The sequence below is a fragment of the Edaphobacter sp. 12200R-103 genome (assembly GCF_010093025.1).
Lineage (GTDB): Bacteria > Acidobacteriota > Terriglobia > Terriglobales > Acidobacteriaceae > Edaphobacter.
Map to the genome: position 1 here is coordinate 775,459 of NZ_CP048114.1, position 18,691 is coordinate 794,149.

The 18,691-nt window shown below is 56.0% G+C and carries 12 protein-coding genes; 10 read left to right on the forward strand and 2 right to left on the reverse strand.

What is annotated here, in order from left to right; all coding sequences use genetic code 11:
* Positions 1–46: 46 nt before the first annotated feature.
* The gene (locus GWR55_RS03215; RefSeq protein WP_162400969.1) at positions 47–2,458 is read right to left on the reverse strand and encodes a TonB-dependent receptor; all 2,412 of its coding nucleotides are present in this window, start codon (positions 2,456–2,458) and stop codon (positions 47–49) included.
* Positions 2,452–3,966, reverse strand: a complete 1,515-nt coding sequence (locus GWR55_RS03220) for a carboxypeptidase-like regulatory domain-containing protein (protein ID WP_162400970.1) — start codon at positions 3,964–3,966, stop codon at positions 2,452–2,454. Before GWR55_RS03220 ends, GWR55_RS03215 begins: the two co-directional genes overlap by 7 nt.
* Before the next feature lie 468 nt (positions 3,967–4,434).
* Between GWR55_RS03220 and GWR55_RS03225 the strand changes: the two genes are divergently transcribed.
* The 10 genes from GWR55_RS03225 (at position 4,435) to GWR55_RS03270 (ending at position 18,337) form a co-directional block, all read left to right on the forward strand.
* A complete protein-coding gene (locus GWR55_RS03225; RefSeq protein WP_162400971.1) occupies positions 4,435–5,487 on the forward strand; it encodes a hypothetical protein in 1,053 nt (350 codons plus the stop codon).
* 25 nt (positions 5,488–5,512) lie between these two features.
* On the forward strand, positions 5,513–6,673 hold the full coding sequence (locus GWR55_RS03230; RefSeq protein ID WP_162400972.1) for a lactonase family protein: 1,161 nt from the start codon (positions 5,513–5,515) through the stop codon (positions 6,671–6,673).
* 220 nt (positions 6,674–6,893) lie between these two features.
* Entirely contained in the window at positions 6,894–8,189 is a 1,296-nt protein-coding gene (locus GWR55_RS03235) for an MFS transporter (RefSeq protein ID WP_162400973.1), read from the forward strand.
* A 158-nt stretch (positions 8,190–8,347) separates the two neighbouring features.
* Positions 8,348–9,526: a histidine kinase gene (locus GWR55_RS03240; protein ID WP_238398612.1), complete on the forward strand. Its 1,179-nt coding sequence runs from the start codon at positions 8,348–8,350 to the stop codon at positions 9,524–9,526.
* Positions 9,523–10,146: a response regulator transcription factor gene (locus GWR55_RS03245; RefSeq protein ID WP_162400975.1), complete on the forward strand. Its 624-nt coding sequence runs from the start codon at positions 9,523–9,525 to the stop codon at positions 10,144–10,146. The genes GWR55_RS03240 and GWR55_RS03245 overlap by 4 nt, the downstream gene beginning before the upstream one ends.
* Before the next feature lie 278 nt (positions 10,147–10,424).
* On the forward strand, positions 10,425–13,643 hold the full coding sequence (locus GWR55_RS03250) for a TonB-dependent receptor (protein WP_162400976.1): 3,219 nt from the start codon (positions 10,425–10,427) through the stop codon (positions 13,641–13,643).
* A gap of 82 nt (positions 13,644–13,725) precedes the next feature.
* Positions 13,726–14,508, forward strand: a complete 783-nt coding sequence (locus tag GWR55_RS03255; protein WP_162400977.1) for an RraA family protein — start codon at positions 13,726–13,728, stop codon at positions 14,506–14,508.
* Between the two features lie 318 nt (positions 14,509–14,826).
* Complete coding sequence (locus GWR55_RS03260; RefSeq protein WP_162400978.1) at positions 14,827–16,104, forward strand: selenocysteine synthase; 1,278 nt, start codon at positions 14,827–14,829, stop codon at positions 16,102–16,104.
* Between the two features lie 51 nt (positions 16,105–16,155).
* On the forward strand, positions 16,156–16,638 hold the full coding sequence (locus GWR55_RS03265) for a RidA family protein (protein ID WP_162400979.1): 483 nt from the start codon (positions 16,156–16,158) through the stop codon (positions 16,636–16,638).
* Between the two features lie 79 nt (positions 16,639–16,717).
* Positions 16,718–18,337: a PLP-dependent transferase gene (locus tag GWR55_RS03270; RefSeq protein WP_162400980.1), complete on the forward strand. Its 1,620-nt coding sequence runs from the start codon at positions 16,718–16,720 to the stop codon at positions 18,335–18,337.
* Positions 18,338–18,691: the final 354 nt, after the last annotated feature.

Below are 18,691 nucleotides of genomic sequence, written 5' to 3' on the forward strand. Positions count from 1 at the left end.
AGATGGAAGATCTGGCGAGAGAAGAAGAACTCTCGCCAGATACCTTTTAGAAGGTGAAATGTCCGGCCAGCTCAAATGCGCGCGGATTGTAGGTGCTCTTTGCCGAAGTGATGGTGCCAAAATTGGACGATCCCCAGACGGCGTTAGGGTTAGCGAAGATGACGTGGTTGAAGGTATTGAATGCGTCCACCTCGACGACAAATGCCATGCCTTCCCGTGGCAAAGCAAAGGAACGCTTGACCGACGTATCAAGGTTCCATGACGCGGGATTGATCAGGCCCAGTGCGCCAGTGCGCGGAGCATTGCCGATCAGGTTGATGGGATTGACGCCTGCGGGCGAGATGTTGTCTGGAGCCTTGAAGGCATTGGTGTCGAAGTAGGTGATGGCGGAGCATTTTTTCCCGACATCGCATATTCCAAGATTGGATGCAAGACGGCCGCCGGGACTGTTGCCGTAGCTGCCATGGATGCGGGCACTTCCTGCGAAGTTGGGGTTCAGGTCAGGCATGCATTGCCCCATCCTGGGCGTGGTGCAGCCGCCATAAGTAATGACAGCTGGGGTGCCAGAGGCGTAGGTGAAGATGCCGGAGAGCTGCCACCCACTGGCCAGCACGCGTGTCCACATGTTGGCTCCGCCGATGTGGTTTTTCCCGAAGGGAAGGGTCCATACGCCGAACCAGTTGAGGACGTGCGGGCTGTTAACCGTGGTCTGGGAGCGATCGATACGGTCCTGGCCGTAGCTCTGCGTACCGCCGGAGATAGCGGCCGCTGGAATAGGAAATCCACTGCGGAAGCTTCCGTCGTCACCGACATTACGCGACCATGTGTAGTTGAACTGGAAGGTGAGGCCGTGAGAGAGTCTCTGTTCCAGCGTCACCTGAAGCGAGTTATAGGAGAAGTTACCCACGTTGCCCCAGGTATCCGTCACCCCGCTGTATTGCGGGAAGGCAGTGAGACCTTGAGCGATGGTAGCGGTCGTATCGCCTGCGGAAGCAGCTGCCTGGAAGAATGTAGGAATCTTGACGCCCTGCATGACAGACTGTGCCTTGGCGACGTTGGCCGGCGTTGCAGGAGCCGTCAACAGTGGCTGATTCCCGGTGGCGGAAACCTGACCGCCCAGCCCGGCGAGATAGACAGGATCGAGTTGATTGGTCCACTGGCCGCGAGCGCTTCCCGTGCCACTGTTCGTGGAGTTGATGAGGTGATGGCTCTGGTTGCCGACATAGTTGATGCCCAGGGTAAGGTTATTGGTAAGTGCACGCTGCATGCCGACGTTATAGAACATGAAGTTGGGTGCGCGGCCGGAGAAATAGGGGTCAGCATAGGAGAGGCCGGCAGCATTGACGACCTTACCGTTGGGACCTACATAGTGTCCTGCATTCAAGATCTGAGTTGCCGTTCCTGGTGTAGGAGCTCCAGGATAGGTATAGCCAAGCGCCGTATTGGCGCGGCCGATGGACTGGAAGTAGGAGCTGTTGTTCAGATAGAACGATGGACCTGCGTTTGCGCCTGTGGTTATTTCTGTAGGGGCGATCGCGCTGCTGTTGAAGCCAAGTTGGCCAGTTCCGTTGAAGGCGCCGCCGCGTCCACCAACACCGCCGCCCTGGGAGTAGACACGGCCGATACCGGCGCGGAAGACAGTCTTGTCATCAGGAGCGAAGGTGATGCCGACACGAGGACCCCAATTCTTCCAGTAGGTCTGAACAGGAGTTGTGCAGTTGCAACTCGTTACTCCGTCGCCCTGGTTGCCGGCAAACTGGAGGATTCCAGGTGTTCCGGTGGCAGGATTGATGACATTGGGATTCAGGAAGCTCCAGCGGTTCTTCACCTCGTGATAAGGAGGGAGATAATCCCAGCGTAGCCCGGCATCGATGGTGAACTTGGAGTTGACCTTCCAGGTGTCAGAGACATAGGGCGCGATCGTACGGTAACGCCCTCCAACCTCGCTGACGTACTGCAGGGCGAGCGATGAAGGATTAGAGACAGCTCCCAGTAGGAAGCTCGCGTAGGAGTAGCCGGTGTTTGCAGAATTTAATGCGTTGGAGTTGCTGCCGAAGTTCGCGGTAGAGTTCGCGGTATACGGGAGGTTCAGCAGGCCGGTAAAGGTGGCGGGATTGGCATTGTTGATCTGCTGCCATTGGATGCTGATGCCGAAGCTGAGGGTATGAGCACCCTTTACCCACTGCAGGTTGTCCACCAGAGAGTAGTTATTGGGAATGGTGGCCTGAGTTGCAGTACTGTTGCCTGGAGTCGTACCCTGCGCCGCCTGCCACGTCTGGATAGGCGTCCCAAATCTGGTCGTCGCGGCAAACGTCGCGGCCGGGAAGTTCTGTCCGGCCTGGCCGGCAGGAAGATTGGTGATTCCCAGCTTGCTGATCTGGAAGTCGGGTTCGTTCTGGGTGGAGTTCTGGATGTTCTGGAAGAAGCGGACGTAGCCGAACTTCAATTGATTCACCATCGTGTTGCTGATCGTGTAAGCATCCTGTCGTCGAAGATTTTGGGTGAAATCGTGGCGAGGTCGCCCCCGGTATAGGGCTGCGGAAGATAAGGCAGGCCATAGTTGTTGAGATATTTGACAGTACCGAGCGCGCCTACCGTAGAGATGCGATGTCTCTCAGTCCATTGAAAGTCAACGCGGTAGTTGTAGAGATGATTGTCGAAACCCTTCGACAGGCCAGCAGTATAGTTATTGACCAGCGAACCGGGATTGGTGGGATCGGGCAGGAACTGCTGCTGCGCCTTGGCGATAGGCGAGATGTAACTGTCAGGAATGACGTTGTTGGTGGGCACGCCGTTCTTCAGTCCCTGGAAGGGCTGGCGTGTGCAGACGTTCCCAGAGCAGGTCGTCGACGTGGGATCGTAGAGAAAGGCAGGGTTGTCAGGACCGGTTCCGGTACGTCCGCCAGCGCCATTCAACTCGGTGAAGTCGCCGCTCTTCATAAGAGCGGTAGGAACGGTGAAATTCTGGGGGGTGGCTTGCGTGCGGTTATGGTACTTGTCATAGGCGAAGAAGAAGAAGACGCGTTTGGTGCCCGGAACATGTCCGCCGAAGGTGACGGAAAACTCATTCTGGTGATCAACAGGCTTGGGCCGCATCTTGCCAGAAGCGTCACGGATCTTGCCGCTGAAGGGATAGGCATCGAGCGAGGTATTGCGGATGAAGTCCTTGACTGAGCCATGATAGGCAAGTGAGCCGGACTTCATCGTGAAGTTGGAAGCACCGGCGCCTGCATACTCGACAGGCGGCGTGCTGGTAACGATCTGGATCTGGTCGACCGCATCGACGGAGAGGGACTGCGAAACAAGGCGATTGTCGCCTTGCTGGCTGACAGTCTGCGCCGGAAGTCCATCAAGATAAAGTTGGCCAAGATAGTTGCCGGTTCCGCCGATGATGGGTAGACGCGCACCGCTGGTGGCTCCCGGCGAGAGCTGCGCGACGAACGTTGGATCGCGCTGCTGACCATTGAGGGCGAGCGGAAGATTGGCATAGGTAGTGTTCTCGATCGTTAGCCCAAGTGAGGCGTTCGTGGTGATCAGTTGCGGCGGAGCCTCCGTCACCTCGACGGTCGTATCCGCTGCGCCGATCTTCATCGAGATGTTCAGCGGTGTCATCACCAACGCATTCGCGGTCAGATTTTTCTGTACATAGTCGCTGAAGCCCGCTGCCTGCACCTTTACGGTGTAGCTGCCGGGAAGAATGGGGGAGACAGTGTACAAACCCTCGCCGGTCGTCTGCCTGGTAAGGGCAATCCCGGTGGCAGTATTCGTGACTGTTACGGTTGCATTTGGAATGGCTGCGCCTTCCGAGTCGGTTATCGTTCCCTGAATGCCTGCTTCGCCGCCCGTCTGCCCCTTCAGCATCGAGGGAGCAAAAAGTGCGAGCAGCAGCACAAGGCTGTAGGTGAGAAAACGAATTCTGCCATGCGGGTAGACACGCTTCTTGGGAGCGCTTCTCAGGTGTTTCATTTGTGACCTCCGGGGGATGGGCGGGCTTTTTGCTCGCCAGAGAACTCTAGATTTCTCAAAATGAAAGTGTCAATAGGAAAATAATCTCCAATATAAAAATGTGGATGGATCAATTCTTTGTTTTGGATTCCCAGCGTTTACCTCTGTCGGGACATTTCTATATTCATAGAGAGTTTTGCTGGGGGATTATGCACAAATTGGCCTCTCATAGAGTCTCCAGGGTCTCGCATTTCAAGTGGATAGGATGGACCACTCTCTCTCAGAAAAATTAGGCCATAAGGCCTATGAAAGAGGAGGGATTCATCATGGATGATGTATAGGCTCGCCTTGCAGGAAGAAAATTGCTCCGAATCTGTGACTTGGGAACCTTTTTGAGCAAGGCGATGGCAGAAGAACATGAGAGAGGTCACGATGTCCGGCAAGGCAAGCATTTGGATACGGCGCCATTCACGGCCGGTGAGATGGAGTATGTATAGCCTGCTGGTCTCGGCGGCTCTGGTATCGCAGGCTCATGCTGCGGCAGCGAAGGTTTCGCCATGCGCGGACGTGCCACATGGCGATCACCCCAAGCATCTGCTCTCCAACGGGAAGCTGGATGTGCTTGTCTTTCTTCCGGATGCGAAGAATGGCTACTATCGCTCCTCGCGATTCGACTGGTCCGGGGTAATCGGGTGCGCTTCCGTCAATGGCCATCATTTTTTCGGCGAATGGTTTTCAGGCTACGATCCGCTGAAGAACGATTCCATCACCGGACCGGTCGAGGAATTTCGCAGCAGCGGGGGGCCTGAGGGACGGACGGGACCACGGGGAACCTTTGTCGTGCCCGCCGGCGCGCTGGGTTACGACGAGGCTAAACCCGGAGAGACCTTCGTCAAACCCGGGGTAGGTGTACTCCGCAAGGTCAGTGAGAAGCCCTATCAGTTCGGATTTCCATACCCGATCGTGGATACAGGCAAATGGACGGTTAAAACGAAATCCCGTTCCATTGTCTTTCGCCAGATTCTCCATGGGCCTCAGGGCTACTCGTATATCTACGAAAAGGTCTTGAAACTCGACAAGGACAACGCCGTCATGACGCTTGAGCACCGGTTGAAGAACATTGGGACGAAGACGATCGATACCAGCGTCTACGATCACGACTTCTTTATGCTGGATGGCAAACCTACGGGGCCTGACATGGTGGTGCACTTCCAATTCGAACCCAAGCCGGTTGATCCGTTGGGCGAGGCTGGCAGGATTGAAGGCAAAGACCTGAAGTTTACCGAGCCGCTGGGGCCGCATAGAGGAGTCGCCGGCTACTTGACCGGCTACTCCGATAAGCCTGGAGATTATGACTTCACGGTGGAAGATACCAGCACAGGGGTCTCTGTCAGACAGACGTCTGACTCTCTCCTTTCACGTCTTTATTTCTGGTCAGCCCGAACGACTATTTGCCCCGAGGGATACATCCATCTGAATATTCCACCCGGCCAGACTGGCACATGGACGATTCGGTATCAGTTCACGGCTCCGGCCAATTAGATCCAAAATATCATTGAGAGAGTAAATGCCGAACCTATCCCGACGTCAATTTGTACAAAGTTCCTCCGCTGCAGCTCTTGGTCTCCACTTTCTGCCCGGCTGGGCGAAGGGCCTGGGGCGTGATCATCTCCTTCTGGTTGGAACCATGACCTCCGCCCCCAGCACCAGCCAGGGTATCTATACCTACCGATTTAATTCCGGTACGGGTGAGCTTGAAAAGATTGCTCTGGCGGCACGGTCAGACAATCCGACATTCCTCGCGTTGACGCCTAATGAATCTCATCTCTACAGCGTCAATGAGATTCGTCAGTTTGAGGGCAAGCAGACAGGGGTTGTCTCCGGCTTTGCGTTCAACAAAAAGCAGAAGACGCTGTCAGCCATCAACCAGTCTCCCTCAATGGGTGGCGGCCCTACTCATATCACGACAGATCACACTGGCCGATGTGTTTTCGCTGCAAATTATGGTGGTGGCAGTGTGGTCTCTTTTCTCGCGGACGAGGATGGAAGGCTCAGCGAGCCGGTGTCGTTCTTCCAATACACCGCGGATCCGGAGAATCCGAAGCGCAGGTCGCATGCGCACCGCGTCACGGTCTCACCCGACAACCGCTTCCTGCTCGTCAACGATCTCGGACTCGACGTTATCCATATATATAGACTCGACGCGAAGACAGCGAAGCTTGCACCGCATGATCCGCCTCTCTGGCGGGCGAAGGCTGGGTACGGTCCTCGCGCGCTACGTTTTCATCCGAATGGCCGGTGGGTCTATTGCGTCAATGAGCTGAAACCGACGGTCAATGTGCTGGAGTGGGACAAACAGAAGGGCATGCTCACGACCATCCAGGATGTATCTCTGGTTCCGGACGGCTATCAGGGCAAATGTGCCCCCGGCGACATTGTCTTCGATTCCGCGACCCGATTTGCATATGTCACCAGTCGGCTGGATGACTTTATGGCCACATTCACGGTTTCGCCGGAAGACGGTAAGTTAACATTCCTGGAAAAGACCTCCTGTGGAGGACAGAGACCCCGTCACCTGGCGCTTGACCCAACGGGCGCCTGGCTATTGATCGCCAATCAGGATTCAGACAATATCGCCGTCTTTGCCCGTGACCTCAGAACGGGCCGCCTTGCAAAGACGGCAAAATCTTTTCCTCTAGGCAAGCCGATGTGCCTGGTATTTGCTTAGAAATGCTCGCTTATCGATCGATTCCATGAGCCCGCCCAGATTAATAGGGCGGGTTCTCTATGGGATTTTGTATAGTATTGGCAAGCTCCAGTCAGACATACAGGTTTGACCTTATTCGCATCGGAGGGAGTCTTTTATGAAGACCTTCGTCGAGGATCGTCGTTTTTGCGAGAGGGGAAACCGGACTGCCGTGGGGAGTGAGGGTGCTTTGGGGCGTTGGATGCGAGTTCGATATTTTTTGGCCTTCTGGCTGTTCGTATTGAGCGGCGTGGCCTTTCTTGATCGAACGAACATCTCGATTGCCGGCCTTCAGATCAGCAACGAATACGGCCTGGGAAACCAGCGCCTCGGCTGGGTCTTCAGCGCATTTCTAATTGGCTATGCGGGGTTCCAGCTTCCTGCCGGTTGGCTGGCAGCGCGGTTTGGCCCGCGCCGGGTCCTGACATTCGGTGTCATGTCCTGGGGAGTGGCCACCGCCCTCACGGCACTTCTGCCCAGTGGAATCCCGTTCGTGGTCGTTCTTTTGATCGGAATTCGTTTCATCCTAGGCGCAGGGGAATCGGTCATCTATCCGGCTGCGAATCAGTTTGTGGCGCGCTGGGTCCCGATGAATGAACGCGGGTTTATCAATGGGTTGATCTTTGCCGGTGTCGGGGCAGGAAGCGGACTGACCCCTCCCATGCTCACCTGGCTGATCACACATCATGGCTGGCGTGCTGCCTTCTGGTTCAGTGCCTTGATCGGGTTTGCCGTCGGAGCCGTCTGGTGGCTTCTGGCGCGTGACACCCCGGAAGAGCAACCAGGATTGGATCCACGGGAGCTGAAAGAGATCCGCGACGGCTTGTCCTTTGGCACGATGAATTCACCCGCGGCAGAAAATCATTCAGGCGAAACAAAGATCTCCTGGCGGGCTATCTTTCACCGCCGCGATCTGCCCGCCCTGATGGTCGGCTACTTCAGCTTCGGCTATGTCGCCTGGATCTATTTCAGCTGGTTCTTCCTATATATGGCTCAGGTTCGCGGCTTCGATCTGAAGTCGAGTGCGCAGTACGCTATGCTTCCTTTCCTCTCCATGACAGTGTGTTGTCTAGCGGGTGGAGTGCTGAGCGACCGTCTGACCGGAAAATACGGCCTTCGGCTGGGCAGGTGTGGTCTGGCTGCGGTCGCTCTGATCTTTACGGCGATCTTTCTGGTTCTCGGTTCCCAAGTCCACAGCCCCCGGTTGGCCGGCGTGATCCTGGCCTGTGGCGCTGGAGCCCTTTATCTCTCGCAAAGCTCTTTCTGGTCGGTCTCGGTCGATATCGCCGGTCGCAGCTCCGGAGTCTTCTCCAGCATGGTGAATATGGGAGGGCAGATCGGTGGTGCGGTTACGGCCTCTCTTACTCCTTGGATTGCGCAGCGATATGGATGGAACACATCTTTTTCGGTCTCCGCTATCCTGGCGATGATCGGAGCGATCTGCTGGATGACCGTGCATCCCGAACACCCGCTCGATGATGAGGTTCCGGCTGTATGAGATCTTTTCTTGCAGTTATCATTGAGCTGTGATGCGGTAATAACATAGTGTTCCAACGCCTTCAAACCGGAATGGCATTCGCGGTGTTATTCGCGAGACGCCGCGCTGCACGACCCCTTTGTTGTCGCATCGCTCAGGGCTGTATTGCCTTGTCTTTCGTGTTGCCCGCTTATCCTTCGGCGCTGGCACAGGGAGATGCTCCCGCACAGTCGGCATCCTCCACGACTTACCTAGCTGAAAAATCTCCCTCCACTTCCATTCACGACATCTCCAACTGGGTCTCCAGCGGAGCGCCTCCGGTCGAGCTTCAAGGAGGCAAGCACGATATCGTAATCCTCTTCGACAAAGCTACCCCTGGCAGCTCGAACAAGTCAGAGGTGCGCTATCGGCTGGTGGGATATGATGCCGACTGGCAGAATACGAACGCCCGCGCCGCGCACTATAGCGAGCTCAATCCTGGCAACTACCGCTTTGAGGTTCAGGAGCGGGATCCCAGGACGAACCAGTGGGTCTCGCACGCCGTAACCCTGGCAGTAGGAGAGAAGCCGGAGATCTACGAGACGTGGTATTTCTATCTGGCGCTTCTGGTCGTGGCAATCGTTCTGCCCGCCTATCTTTATCGCCGCCGGGTCCAGATGATCAAGGGACACATCGGCATCGTCCTCGAAGAACGGAACCGCATCGCGCGCGAATGCCATGACACTCTGATGGCTGGTTTCGCAGCAATCTCATGGCAGCTTGAGGCTACGGCGAAGCTGTTCCACGATTCCGATCTTGCGACGACACCGGCTGCTAAATCCTGCGACCTTGCGCGGAGCATGGTGTCGCACTGCCAGGCCGAAGCACGGCGAATCATCTGGGACCTTCGCGACAGTGATGAGATGACCAATCTGCTTTCGCAGGCGCTCGCTCGCACCCTGTCTGCCAATCATCTGCGGGAGCAGATCTCCACGGAACTGGACGTTGAAGGTGATGAACCTCCGCTGCCGCCTGGCTGCGTCCATCATCTTGTCTGCATCGGGCAGGAGGCGATTACCAACGCCATTCGTCATGCCAGACCAAGCAATATTACGGTACGGCTCAAGTACGATTCCGATGCGCTCAATCTTTCGATTCGCGACGATGGTCGAGGGTTTCAGTCCTCCGAGCGCTCCCCATCCCGTCATGGACACTTTGGCATTCCTGTGATGGAAGAGCGAACACGCAAACTGGGCGGAATCTTCCGCCTGCAGTCAAATATCGGAGGCGGAACCGAGGTATGCGTCTGGGTTCCGTTCAATGCAATGCAGCTTCCTACAAATCAGGAACATCACGTCATACGTTGGATCGGGATATGAAACAGATACGCGTTCTACTCATCGAGGATCACTTCCTCGCTCGCATGGCCCTTCACTCCGTCCTCTCAGGCCACTCCCAGATTCGCATCATCGGTGAGGCCTGCGACGGAGAAGCCGGGATTGCCATGTACCGCCAGCACAGACCCGATGTTGTGGTGCTCGACCTGCGCCTGCCGCGCCTCAGTGGTTTTGAGGTCATTGTCGAGCTGCGCAAGGAATTTCCATCAGCGCGTATCGTGGTGCTCTCAAACTATCGTGGCAGCGAGGATATCTATCGTGCGGTTCGCAGCGGAGCCATGGCATATCTGACCAAGGACGCGAGCGGGGAAGAGCTGCTGAATGCCATTCAAAATGTAGATCGCGGTCTGCGCTATCTCCCGCATGTCGCCCTCGACAGGCTCGCCGAACGTATGCCGTCGGTCGAGCTGACCCCGCGCGAATCGGAGGTCCTTGCCTGCATCACGCAAGGAAGAAGCAACCGGGAGATCGCGGAAGAGCTTCGAATCGCCGAAAAGACCGTCCGTATCCACGTAAGCTCTGTGCTCGACAAGATGGGCGCAAGAGACCGTACCCAGGCGACCATCTATGCTCTGCAAAGAGGCTTGGTCCACCTGGATTAATTCTCGTTTAAAATATTGCTTGCCAGACCGCAGGTCAATCTGCGATTATCCTCGGTTTTGCAAAACGCAATGAAAGCAGGGTTTAGAGGCATGATTTTTCTAGGGCATTAGCCTTAATAGGTCGCACGTCAACTGCCTCATGACAGGACGCCGTAATGGGGGTCCAATGGTCATACCCTAAATATTCGGAACCTGTACAACCCGCAAAACTTAACTTTGTGTTGTCTGCTCGTTCTCAACCGGAGCAGGCAATCACGTTCGTATAATAGGAGTCTTTTGTGAAAAGAGCATTACTCTGTTGTCTGGCTCTCTTGGCCACTCCGTTGGCCCTTATGGCCCAGGTCGCAAATAATACCTCGCTGGTCGGAACAGTGACCGATGCGACAGGTGGAGTTATCGCCGGCGCTCACGTCACCGGTGTCAATCGAGATACAAAGGTCTCCTATTCCGGAGACACCAATGGAGAAGGCTACTACTCCATTCCGTTTGTAGCTCCCGGCACGTACAACATCTCCGTTGAAAAGAGCGGGTTCCAGAAGACCACCAGCTCCGGCGTAACCGTCCAGCTCAACATGGCCGCCCGTACCGACTTCAACATGAGCGTGGGCTCTGAGGACACCGAGATCACGGTTTCGGCTGCCACCCCGGCCCTCTCCACTGACGACGCCCTCATCGGAGATACGATTGACACCCACCAGGTGACCAATCTTCCGATCAATACCCGTCGTGTAATGGATCTCGCTACGACTGCGTCGAACGTAATCCAGGGCCCGAAGACGTCCTTCACGGGCGTTCCTCCCGGAGCCAACTACATCGGAGCCGGTACGCGTGAGGTCACGAACTCGTTGACGCTTGACGGCATCACGATCATGAACTCGCTCATCTCGTCCTCGCCCGTCACTCCGAATCCGGACGCAATCTCGGCTGTGCAGATTCAGAGCGGTAACTACACCGCTCAGTACGGCGCCTACATGGGTATTCACATCAATTCGGATACCAAGTCGGGCACCAACACGCTGCATGGAACCGCGTACGACTACATCCAGAATGATTATCTGAACGCCAAGCCCTGGCTTGCATCGCGCACCGCCAAAGTGGCGAAGATGCGCTTCAATCAGTTTGGCGGTGTCATTGGCGGACCTGTGGTTATCCCGCACCTCTACAATGGCCGCGATAAGACCTTCTTTATGGGGTCGTATGAAGGTCTGCGTCAGTATCAACAGCAGCTCAGCATCGGCTCGGTACCCACGCTTAAGATGAAGTCTGGAGACTTCTCCGAGCTCCCGCAGCTCCATAATCCTTTTACCGGTACCCCCTACCCCAACAACCGGATTCCTCTCTCGCCCGTCGCAGCCAAACTGCTTCAGTACTATCCCGATCCGACCCAGGCGGGTGTGTCCAACAACTTCAACGGTTATGTTCCCCTGGAGCTTGTTCAGAACCAGACTCTCGATCGCGTCGACCATAATGTCGGACAGAATGTTCGTCTTTTCGGTCGCTTCCTCTGGCAGAAGCTCACCTTTGTTCAGGGAAATGCCGTACCGACCTCAAACAGCTACTCCCCAACGACGGATCGCAACGGCGTCATCGGCTACACCCACATCATCACTCCCAGCTTCATCAACGACTTCCGCCTGGGCTTCAATGTGCTCACCAGCGATGTAAACAACGGATTTGCACAGAACGGCCAGAAAGACGCCGGTTCTAACCTCGGTATCCCCGGATTTACGGCAGACGTGGACAACAACAACCCAGGTATCCCCACGATCTCTCCTGCTGGCTATCTCGGCCTTGGATCTTCGGGCACTAACTGGAAGCAGGATGACCGCACCATCCACGGTTATGACCAGATCACCTGGACGAAGGGTAAGCACAGCATTATGGCAGGCGCCGACATCCGTCGCATGACCATTGGCCGTGCCGCTCAGAACGATCCCCGCGGTAAGTTCACCTTTACCGGTGCTTATACCGGAGGCGGGAACGCTCTTGCCGATATGGCCGTAGGTGTTGCCTCAGCTGTTCAGACTCCAACCTTCCAGGTGAAGGGATCGGTGGGCAGCTGGCGTAACGGTTACTTTGTTCAGGATAATTGGCAGGTAACTCAGAAGCTCACGCTGCTCTATGGCATCCGATATGAACAGCCGACCATTCCTTACTCCCTCAATGGCAATGCGCGGATCCTGAACCGTGATTTCACGGCTCTGATTCCCGCCACGGATGCCACTAATGGTGCCGACTTCACCCCCACTCCTGGTTTCCAGTTCACTGGTCCAAACAACAACCTGTGGGCTCCTCGCTTGGGCTTCGCTTATCGCGCGACTGACAAGATTGTGGTTCGCGGTGGCGGTGGAATCTATTACAACCCGAACCATCTGAATGCTTTCACGCTAGCGAGCGGCAACTATCCGCTGGCCAATACGACCACTTATAACGCGGACCCGTCGTTCTCGACCCTCACCTTTGACAATCCCAGCGGTGGTCTCACGCCGCCGGCTTCCTGTGTTCCTGGAACTCCGAAGTGCTACACCTCGGTCTTCACCGACGATTACAGGCTGCCGACTCCGCGTATGTACCAGTGGAACGTCGATACCGGTGTTGAGCTCTGGAAAGATGCCGCCTTCGAGCTGCAATATTTGGGTTCCAAGTCTGTCCATCTGGACTTCTCGGCCCAGCCTAACCAGCCGCTACCTGGTCCCGGAAACGTCAACTCTCGTCGCCCCAACCAGAACTTCGGTGCGATTCGCGAGATCGAGAATGGTGGATACTCCACCTACAACGGCCTGACCGCCATCCTGCGCCAGCGCATGAATCACGGTCTTAGCATGAATCTCTCCTACACCTGGTCGCATAACCTGGATACCTCCAACGACGCGAACGGTGGCGGCTATCTCATGAATCCCTATGACACCCATGCAGACTACGGCAACTCGAACTGGGATATTCGTCACCGCTTCGTCGCCACGGTTCTGTATCAGCTTCCTGAACTCTCCGGACACAACTATGCAGTTCGTGCTGTGGCTGGAGGATGGCAGGCGAATATGATCCTGACTCTCCAGACTGGTATGCCGTTCAACGTTGGCCTCGCTTCCGACGTAGCGAACACGGGTACCAGTGGAACGGAGCGTCCGAACTTTGTGAAGACCGGTACCAACACCTGCTCAGCTGGCTTCGTGGTTCGCAATGGAACCTCTGCCAGCTGTATCGATGCAACTGCTTATGCAATGCCAGCCAACTACACCTATGGCAATCTGCACCGCAACGACCAGCACGGTCCTGGCCGGGAGCTCGTGAACTTCTCCATGTTCAAGAACTTCCCGATCTATGAACGGCTGACCTTCCAGCTGCGTGCAGAAGCGTTCAACCTCTTCAATCACGCTAATCCGAGCAACCCGAACTCGTCGGGCAATCCGCAGCTTGGCACTGCTAACTTCGGAACGATCACCAGCACGCAGACCGATCCTCGCGTCCTGCAGATCGCCGGCAAGATCAACTTCTAACCCTTCAACCCTGGAAGCCGCCGGATTCCTATCCGGCGGCTTTTTTCGTCTTACATCCAGTACTATGTTTCCAGGAGCGAAAATGAGTTCTGTCTCTTCTTCATGGTTTCTGCGTCTCCGCACGCTAACAATAGCCGCCGTAGTGTGTGCCAGTGCTCTGACAGTCACCCATATCGTGCGGGCAGATGCGCCCAAGACAGCAGCCGAGTACGCTGCAGATCCTGCCGGCATGATCGAGGCATACCGCCACGTCGAAGCGGCTTCGGTCTCCGACGCCATTGAGCAGGCGCTGCACCAGAAGATGTACATGTCCCATCGCATGCAGTCCATCTTTCCGACCAAGTTCGCCGGGCCTGCCCTCACCGTCAGACTGGTCAAAGAAGAAAATAAAGATCCCAACGCTCTTTCGGGGATGCTGAGTGCGATCGACACTGGCGGCCCCGGTTCTGTGTACGTCATGAAGATCGATGACGGTGCAGATATTGCCGGCATGGGCGGTCTGATGGGTACAGCCATGGCTTCACGGGGCTTCGCGGGAGCAGTGGTCGACGGCGGCGTTCGCGATCTTCCCCAGCTCAAAAAGATCGGCTTTCCTGTGTATGCCCTGGGACCGGTGCCATCCACCTCGGTTAGCCACTACCGTTTCGGCGGCTCCAACATGCCCATCGATTGCGACGGTGTGAAGGTCAACCCCAACGACATTATCGTTGCTGACCAGGATGGAGTGGTTGTTGTGCCCCGGGCTCATGCGGCAGAGATTCTTGTCCTTGCCCAAAAGCTGGATAACAGCGAGCATGCCATGTACCCCTACATCGAGAAGTTCCACTCCATCGTGGAGGCAGTCAAACAGTTCGGACGAATATAACATTCGCGGTATTTCATAAACGGACGCGGCAGGTAAAGAGGGCTCAGGATTGTTTCCCTCGCTTCACCTGCCGCGTTCGTGTCGATGGGATCCGATTGCTGTCCCACCGGAGCTTGATCTCTGCCAGTCTGGAGTAAATTACATAGCCAAGGTGCGTTGCAGTTTGGAATGGATGCAATCTACGGCATTTGTCATAGATTTCTTTTGATCACTTGGCCTATGACAATCGAAGACTCTTGGGTTCTGATGGTCTTTGCCTTTACAATTCACCCCCTCAGATACTCTTAATTCTGTCTTAACCGAAAGGATGGTTCTTCGATGGCTAGTGAACCGACTCCCGGCTCTCTTACGCGTCGCAGTTTTCTGCAGTGGTCCCAGTCCGCGCTGGCAATGCTTGGCGTAGCGCCCCTTGTGTCTTCTGCGGAGGCGCTTGCGGCGCCAGCAGCGTCCGGTGGTTCCGTGGCCGTCGACTACTACGCCAAACTCGGCGTCAAGAAGATGATCAATGCTGCGGGCACATATACGATGTATACCGCCGCCGTGATGCCGCCGGAGGTGATGCGCGCTGTCGATGAGTCCGCCAAACATCCGGTTCATCTGCATGACCTGCAGATTCGCTCCGGGGGGTATCTCGCACAGAAGCTGCGCTGCGAAGGCGCTCTGGTCTCGTGTGGAGCATCATCGGCTCTTACGCTGGCAACTGCTGCCTGTATCACTTCGGCAAATAACTGCAAGCCCGAGGACATCCCGCAGAACGTCGGTCCCATGAAGAACGAGGTCATCGTTCAGAAGGCGCATCGCTATGGTTATGACCATGCCATCTTTCTCTGTGGAGCCAAGATCGTCGAAGTCGAAACACTCGACGACTACAAGCGAGCGTTCAACGAAAAGACCGTGATGACAAATTTCTTCAACGCTGCGGAGAAGGGTGAGATTGGCCATGAGCAGTGGCTTGAGGTCGCCCATCAGCACAACGTTCCCTGTCATATCGACGCGGCCGCCGATATGCCTCCTATTTCGAATCTCTGGAAGTACACCGGAATGGGTTTCGACCTCGTCTGCTTCTCCGGCGGGAAGGGGATTCGGGGACCTCAGAATGCAGGACTCCTCCTCGGCAAGAAGCACCTCATCGATCTGGCTCATCTGAACAACAATCCCTATGAGGGCGTTGGCCGCGGCATGAAGGTCGCCAAGGAGCAGATTGTCGGCATGGTCGCTGCCGTTGACTGGCTGCTCGGACAGTCGGACGAATCCATGGAGAAGGAGTTCACCCGCCGCGCCGACGTTATCAGGGACATTGTGAAAGGCGTTCCCACGGTGAAGGCAACCATCTTTACGCCAGAGGTCGCAAACCACGTGCCTCACCTCATCATCAGCTACGACCCCGCTGTCACAGGAATAACTCCGAAGGAAGTCCAGGCGAAGCTTCGCGCGCTCGATCCCTCCATTGAGCTGAATCCTGCGACTGGTAGCGAACACGGGGGGAACGGCATGCCTCCATGTCCTAACGCTCTCGTCGTCGGTACCTGGATGCTTCAGCCCGGTGAGGCTGAGATCGTAGGACGACAGATCCGTGCCGCCCTCAAGAAAGCATAATCGCGCCTACAATGAGGGCTGATCTTCAATTTATCCGAGGGAGTTACAGGTATGGAAAAACAATCAAGAAGAGGTCTTCTTAAAAATGCTGCCAAAGCCGCAGTTGCTGTCACTGGTGGAGCGGTTGCAGTCAAAGGCGCCTCCGCGCAGGGAACCGGCAAACTCGAGAAGAAGGCGTATCCCGCGCCGGCCCCTTCAGCGGATGGCAAGCGCCCGCTGTTCTCCGGAGCAGTCTCCTATGGAAACACGCTATATCTCGCGGGCGTAGGAGCGCACTTTCCTGGCACAATCGAGCAGCATACCAAGCACGTTCTTGATGAACTGGAGAAGAAGCTCATCAGCGCTGGCTCCTCGATGCAGAAGGTCCTCAAGGTCAACGTCTATCTGAATGATCTGAAGGACTACGATGCCATGAACAAGGTGTACGCTACTGCGAACTGGGGAAGCATCCCTCCGGTCAGGACGACGGTGTCCCCGGCCGCTGGAATTCCAGGCAATTCGCTGGTCGAGATTGACCTGATCGCTTATATCTGAGCTGTTTCAAGCAGGGTCTGCTTTTGCGCGGACCCTGCATTCAATCGAAATCTTTTCAGGCTCGGGGAGGGGCCGCAGGATGTCATCGCTCACCAATGGAAAATGGTCTCGTCGAGAGATTCTCAAGCAGTCCGGCATTCTTTCGGCTCTTGGAGCCACTTCTGCGGTCTCTCCGATTGTGGGCTGCGCCCGTCCAGCGGGGGATCAGGCTGCTGCCGCAAATACCCTCGTTCACCACCACGACATGGGGGACAATCTGTTTACGCGCATCGGTGTTCGCCCTATGGTCAATGGCCGTGGAACCTACACCATCATCAGCGGTTCCTGCTCTCTGCCCGAGGTCAAGCAGGCGATGTACGATGCCTCGTTTTACTTCGTGCATCTGGACGAGATGATGAATGGCATTGGCGCGCAGCTGGCAGAATTGACCGGAGCGGAGTGGGGGATCACCACCACGGGTTGCGCCGCCGCCATCTGTCTTGCGACCATCGCATGTATCGCTGGCACCGACATTGAACAGTGCCAGGCGCTCCCCTACACCAAGAAAAAAGATCAGGTCATCATCCCCAAGCACTCCCGCAACCCCTATGACATTGGCGTACGCATGTGTGGCGTCGAAATCGTTGAGGTGGACTCGCCGGAGGAGTTCCGCGCCAAGCTCTCTGATCGTACTGCAATGGTCTACATTCTCTCCGGGCCGCAATCGACCTCCGGGCCTATGAGCATCAGTGCCCTCTGCAAGATCGCGAACGAAAAGAATGTTCCCGTTTTTGTCGATGCTGCCGCAGAAGAGCCGGTCAAGCCCAATATTCATATTGCAGCAGGAGCTTCGCTCGTCGGCTACTCAGGTGGAAAGTGCATGCGTGGTCCCCAGTCCTCCGGCATGATGCTCGGAAAGAAGGATCTATGCCAGGCGGCCTTCTATCAGGCGTCCCCGCACCACTGCTACGGCCGTGCGCTGAAGTGCAGCAAGGAAGAGGCGATGGGTCTGCTAGCCGCCGTGCGCCAGTGGTACAAGCGGGATCATGCAGCCGAACAGGCGCAGTGGCTCGGCTGGATGCAGCACATCGCTGACAAAGTGAAGGGAATCCCGAACGTGACTGCGCAGGTCATTCCTGCACAGGAGGACCTCTCCAATCGCTGCGCGACTCTCAAGATCACGTGGGATGCCAGTAAGGTTGGCATCACGGGAACGGAAGTGAATGCTCGCCTGGATGAAGGTAATCCGCGCATTGCTCTGATCGGTGCCCAGGGACGTCGGCCTGACATGATGCAAAGCTCCATCGGCGTTACGTCTTACATGATGCAGGCAGGAGACGAAAAGACCATCGCGGATGCTCTCTATGAGATTCTCACTCATCCCGGTTCGCATCCGAATCCCCCTGTGCCAACAGGTACGCCGGCGTCAGTGAAGGGAACCTGGGCGGTCACCATCCACTATCTGCGTGGAACGGGAGAGCAGAAGTTTGTGCTGAAACAGAACGGAAACGAGGTCACCGGAGAACATCACGGTGAGATCTACAACGCGACCTTCAAGGGCGCTGTCCACGGCGACCAGATCGAGCTCCACAGCGTGATGCCGGTTGGCGGAAATCCTCTGCACTGCAACTTCAAGGGGACTGTCACCGGCGGGAATATATCCGGTACCGTCAACATGGGCGAGTATGGTGACGCCCAGTGGAGTGCGGTTCGAGCCTGATCCGATAGGTAATTTGGCCTATTTTCATCCTGAACCACAGGGCCGATGACGCATGCCCTCGCTTGTCTGAAAATAGCTGAGATAAATCGATTTTCCTGTCGTGAGCCGGGGGCTTAGCCGCTGCCCGAAAGAACCCCTCGGCAATTTTCAGCTCTGATTTCTCTCTTGAAGTGGTGCGCTTTTATCCGGCCACTTCAAGAAGAATCCGATTTCCGATGGAGTGCTTTCAATGTCCTTTGCTGTCGCGATGCAAAATGTCTCGTTCAGATACGAGGCCCATGCTCCGATCATGCGAGTGAACGATCTCTACATTGAGAGCGGAAGGCGGGTCTTCCTCCACATAGCTCCTCGCAG

Coding starts and splice junctions, on each gene's coding strand:
- GWR55_RS03215 (WP_162400969.1), bottom strand. CDS start 2,458: ATGGTGAATCAATTGAAGTTCGGCTACGTCCGCTTCTTCCAGAACATC.
- GWR55_RS03220 (WP_162400970.1), bottom strand. CDS start 3,966: ATGAAACACCTGAGAAGCGCTCCCAAGAAGCGTGTCTACCCGCATGGC.
- GWR55_RS03225 (WP_162400971.1), top strand. CDS start 4,435: ATGTATAGCCTGCTGGTCTCGGCGGCTCTGGTATCGCAGGCTCATGCT.
- GWR55_RS03230 (WP_162400972.1), top strand. CDS start 5,513: ATGCCGAACCTATCCCGACGTCAATTTGTACAAAGTTCCTCCGCTGCA.
- GWR55_RS03235 (WP_162400973.1), top strand. CDS start 6,894: ATGCGAGTTCGATATTTTTTGGCCTTCTGGCTGTTCGTATTGAGCGGC.
- GWR55_RS03245 (WP_162400975.1), top strand. CDS start 9,523: ATGAAACAGATACGCGTTCTACTCATCGAGGATCACTTCCTCGCTCGC.
- GWR55_RS03255 (WP_162400977.1), top strand. CDS start 13,726: ATGAGTTCTGTCTCTTCTTCATGGTTTCTGCGTCTCCGCACGCTAACA.
- GWR55_RS03260 (WP_162400978.1), top strand. CDS start 14,827: ATGGCTAGTGAACCGACTCCCGGCTCTCTTACGCGTCGCAGTTTTCTG.
- GWR55_RS03265 (WP_162400979.1), top strand. CDS start 16,156: ATGGAAAAACAATCAAGAAGAGGTCTTCTTAAAAATGCTGCCAAAGCC.
- GWR55_RS03270 (WP_162400980.1), top strand. CDS start 16,718: ATGTCATCGCTCACCAATGGAAAATGGTCTCGTCGAGAGATTCTCAAG.